General features: G+C 62.9%; 4 protein-coding genes and 1 pseudogene. 2 read left to right on the forward strand and 3 right to left on the reverse strand.

Features of this window, described 5'->3' with window-relative positions; translation table 11 throughout:
• Positions 1 to 449 (forward strand): annotated as a pseudogene (locus JOY90_RS25435) (hypothetical protein); the annotation flags it as partial.
• Between the two features lie 241 nt (positions 450 to 690).
• Here the strand turns inward: JOY90_RS25435 and JOY90_RS25440 are convergent.
• Positions 691 to 2301, reverse strand: a complete 1611-nt coding sequence (locus tag JOY90_RS25440; RefSeq protein ID WP_291693864.1) for an acyltransferase — start codon at positions 2299 to 2301, stop codon at positions 691 to 693.
• Positions 2298 to 2927: a TetR/AcrR family transcriptional regulator gene (locus JOY90_RS25445; RefSeq protein ID WP_291693865.1), complete on the reverse strand. Its 630-nt coding sequence runs from the start codon at positions 2925 to 2927 to the stop codon at positions 2298 to 2300. Before JOY90_RS25445 ends, JOY90_RS25440 begins: the two co-directional genes overlap by 4 nt.
• Positions 2928 to 3191: 264 nt before the next feature.
• Here JOY90_RS25445 and JOY90_RS25450 point away from each other — a divergent pair, with 264 nt between their 5' ends.
• Positions 3192 to 3437 carry a hypothetical protein gene (locus tag JOY90_RS25450; protein WP_291693866.1) on the forward strand — a complete coding sequence of 82 codons (246 nt, stop codon included), beginning with the start codon at positions 3192 to 3194 and terminating at the stop codon, positions 3435 to 3437.
• Here the strand turns inward: JOY90_RS25450 and JOY90_RS25455 are convergent.
• Positions 3421 to 3856, reverse strand: a 436-nt coding sequence (locus tag JOY90_RS25455; RefSeq protein ID WP_291693867.1) for a response regulator, incomplete at its 5' end; no start/stop codon positions are given. The two genes, JOY90_RS25450 and JOY90_RS25455, sit on opposite strands and share 17 nt — an antisense overlap.

Genomic DNA, 3856 nt, shown 5'->3' on the forward strand with positions numbered 1-3856 from the left:
ACGGCGAGACGAACCTGGTGCATTTCGCCGAGGAGGATTTGAACAACGCCAGTCAGTCGCGCACCGACCGTGCCCGCGTCGCAAAGCTCAAGCCGGAGGAGCTGAAAAATCCCAACCTGCTGCTCTCGGAGGCCATCGCCGGTCAGAAGATCATGCGGACCACGGTGCTGCAATTGTCTTCCGACGCGCCGGACCAGACGGTTCGGCCGCCCCGTCCCGACATCGGCGGCGGCGCCGACAACATCGCGTTCCTGCAGGGCAAGGGGCAGCCGCCGGCCGGTGGCCCCAATGCCGTCGCGCAAAGGGTGACGACGACGTTCTGGATCGAGGAGATCGACGACGGCAAAGGCCATCCGTCGCTGCAGCTTCAATACACCCAGCGCGTGCTGCTCAATTTCAACGGGCTGAGCTGGCCGCACGTCACGATCGCGACGCTCTGCCCGGTCTAGGACATCTGCACGGAGCTCTTGACGTGTTGGCGGGACAGCATTGCTGCGACCAGCTAGAGCTTTTTCCGTTCCCGCGCGTCAGAGTCGGCCAAGTCGAAGGGCACAAGCCCATTGGAAAATGATTCTGGGAAGACGACGATATCAGCCCCTGCGCGGTGTGCCGCAGCGATCACCGTGACAGGGTCGCTGTCGGCCGAGTATTGCGCAAGCGCTATGCGTACATGCTGGTCCATGCGAAAACTCAGAGCAGTCGCGCGATCGACGGAACGCGGCGGAGCGCTGCCACTATTCCCCAGCTTAGGGCGACCGCGCCGACGAAGACGACGGACCCTTTGGCTATCGGGCCTGGCGCGGCCGCGAGCAGCGCGAACTGGAGCCAGATGACGACAGGGTAGTGAATGAGGTACATGCCGTAGGAACCGGCGCTGAGGCTGTCGAAGACGGAGTAGTGTGCGATGGCGAACCGGCGGAAGAGTGCGATGAAGGCAAAGCTGATGGCGCCGCAGCACAGTATGAAGGTGAGGTCATTAAGAAGACGGGGGGCGAGAGGCAGGGGCTGATGAGCGCCAGCTACCGGCAGGACGAGCTTTATGATGATGGCGAGCCGTAACGCATAGGCGGCCAGCCCGGCCGAAATCCAAATCGGCCATCGCTGCGCCAGTCCGGCATTACGCGCAAGAAAGCCGCACTCCGTGCCAGTGGCGCCCAACCCTAGCCCGACCAGAAAATAAGTCGCATAGAGCAACGGACGGCTCGCCTGGAATGAAAACGGACCGAGCGTGAGCCAACGGTCTGCGCCGAAGACCAGTTCCATGGGGACATAGACCAGTGCTGAAACGACAAGGAGCACGGCAACGAAGGCCGTCGAGGAGCCATACCCACCGACATGCCGCGCGACTTGCATATTTGCCGCCCAGCGATGCCGCAGCATATGAAGCCCGGCCGCGACGGCATCGAAGACGAGCAGCAGCCAGATGAACCATGCGGGACCGCCGGGCCAAAAGCCAAGCGATAGCCAGGCGCGAGCGTAGGCGAGGAAGCCCGGATCGGCGCCCGTTACCGCATAGGAAGGGTAGTACGCAAGCGGCATCAGGATTCCCGCGGCGATGGCGAACGGGACGCCCAGTCGCAAAAATCGATTGCGCAGGAACTCGGCGCCTCCCTTGCGCTCGAGGCTTGGCCAGACGAAAAGGCCGGAGAGCAAGAACATCAGCGCCATGAAGAACGTGTCGTCGAAGATGACAAGGAGGTCAAACCCGGCCCATCGGCTCGGATCAACGATTGGCGCAGGCAAGATGTTGAATGTCCCCGGTTGCGTCGGCCACATGACCGCATATGCCAGCACCGAATGATGCAGCAGCACGAGGAGAACAATGAAGGCGCGCAGATAGTCGAAGCTCGCATCGCGAGCGCTCGTGTCGGCGGAAGGGTTGGCCACGCCCGCATGGATCGGAGCTTTGACACGCGGAAAGAATTGCGCAAGCTTGGGCCGCGTCAGCATCCAGGCGAGCGCCAGAAAGACTAGCGCCTGAGCGCCCTGTTCGATGCGCATCCAGGCGGGAAATGGGCCGGGCAGCGCCGCGACACCGACGAACCCGATGGTGCCAAGGGCCGCAATCCACTTCGCGCGCACATAGGCCGAGCGCCGGCCACGGCGCATCTGCATGCCGCACAACAACATGAACAGGCTTACGAGCAGGATGATTGTCGAGCGGATCCAGACCGCGGGCGAAATGCCATGTCTTAAAGCGAAGGCGACCGCGAGGAGTGCAACGCAAAGGCCGAAATTGACCCATTGTGCGCCAATCACGGGCCGAAGTTGTGCATGAAGCGCAGGTGACGGTGTCGTCATGAGGACTCCCTCCGTGTGGCGAGGGCGAAGATCATTGCCAGCTCCTTCGCATGCAGCTTGACCTCGAGGCCGGGCTCGCGCGCCAACAAGAACGGCACGGCGTCGATGGCGTGTATGATTGTTAGCGCCATCACGCGCGTATTGAATCGGCGGAATTCACCGGACCGCTGACCGGCACGCAGCAGCTCTCCGAGGTTCGCGGCGCGCTGCGCGAGCGACTCGGGACCAATGATCAAGCTGCCGTCGGCGCGGCGCGCAGTCATCGCGATCTCAACGAGGGCGATCAGTGGGCTGCGATGGGCGTCGATGAATTCCAGGTTGGATTCGATGTAGGCGCGCAATCGGCCGGCCGCTGACGTCTCGGCCATGATGCGCGGCTCCATGTATGTGCGGCCTGCGGCAACCACCTTCTCGATCACTGCGTCCACAATCTCCTCCTTGCTTGGGAAGTGATAGGTGATGACGCCCTTGCTGACGCGCGCCCGCTTGGCGATTTGGTCAACCGAGGCCCTGGCAAACCCCATTTCGGCGACGGTGTCGATCGCACAGTCGACGATCTGCGAGCGGCGAGCAGCCTCAGCGAACGACCGGGTCTCCGCAGGAGCGGATTTGGTTTTAGTACGCATGTACTAAAAATAGTACGCTTGTACTAAACTGTCAAGTCCGTCATCAGGCGCTAACGTCGCCCCGCCCCAGGGCGAACCGAAATGCGCGGCAATGCCCCGCAAGCAAGGAGGCGTTGTATCTGCGCGGCTGGATGGGCACCGCGCTCAGGCGCTCGGGCAACATCGTGCCGAAGCACATCGCCTCCGGCATCCTCGCGCTGATCGACCGCCTGCAGCACCCGGGGACGGGCTGTGCCATGGCGACATCCACCCTGAAACCTGATCATGACGGCGGATGGTCCGCGGCTGATCGACTGGACCTTTTCGATCCGCGCCTGCGGCCTTCGATCATGGGCGCTGGATTGCTGGCATCTTCTGACCGACCGGCGATTGCTTGTCGTTCTCGATTACTGCGAACTGGTCGTCGAAGTGGTGGCGGTGCTGACAGTTCGCATTCTTCGAGATGGCGTCGGGCCGAATGTGCTGGTGACGAGCCGCGAGACGCTACCGCGACTCATCGTAGCTTTCTGAGCCAGTTTTGCGCCGCCGCGCCGGAAGGAGTGCCGAGCACTGCGCGGATCTTGTGCGCGAGCTCGGTCTTGCGATAGGGCTTGGGGATCAGCTCGACGCCCGGCTCAACCCGGCCTTGGGTCACCATCGCGTCCTTCGTGTACCCGGATGTATACAGCACCTTGATACCGGGGCGCAGCCGCAGGATCTCGTCGGCGAGCGCTGGACCGTTGACTCCGCTGCCGAGGATCACATCGGTGAACAGCAGGTCAAATGCGCGGCCGGAGGCGACCATGTCGATGGCCTCGCCCGCGGAGGCGGCGGCGAGCACCGCATAGCCCAGGCTCTCCAACTGGGCGATGACGTATTGACGGACCAATGCGTCGTCTTCGACCACCAGAATGGTCTCCTCGCCGCTCTCGGCGGCAGTGTCCGATCGT

The sequence above is a fragment of the Bradyrhizobium sp. genome (genome assembly GCF_019242285.1).
Taxonomy (GTDB): domain Bacteria; phylum Pseudomonadota; class Alphaproteobacteria; order Rhizobiales; family Xanthobacteraceae; genus Bradyrhizobium.

Bases quoted from the DNA above. Each gene is read 5' to 3' on its own strand.
- JOY90_RS25440 (WP_291693864.1), bottom strand. From the start codon at position 2,301: ATGACGACACCGTCACCTGCGCTTCATGCACAACTTCGGCCCGTGATT.
- JOY90_RS25445 (WP_291693865.1), bottom strand. From the start codon at position 2,927: ATGCGTACTAAAACCAAATCCGCTCCTGCGGAGACCCGGTCGTTCGCT.
- JOY90_RS25450 (WP_291693866.1), top strand. From the start codon at position 3,192: ATGACGGCGGATGGTCCGCGGCTGATCGACTGGACCTTTTCGATCCGC.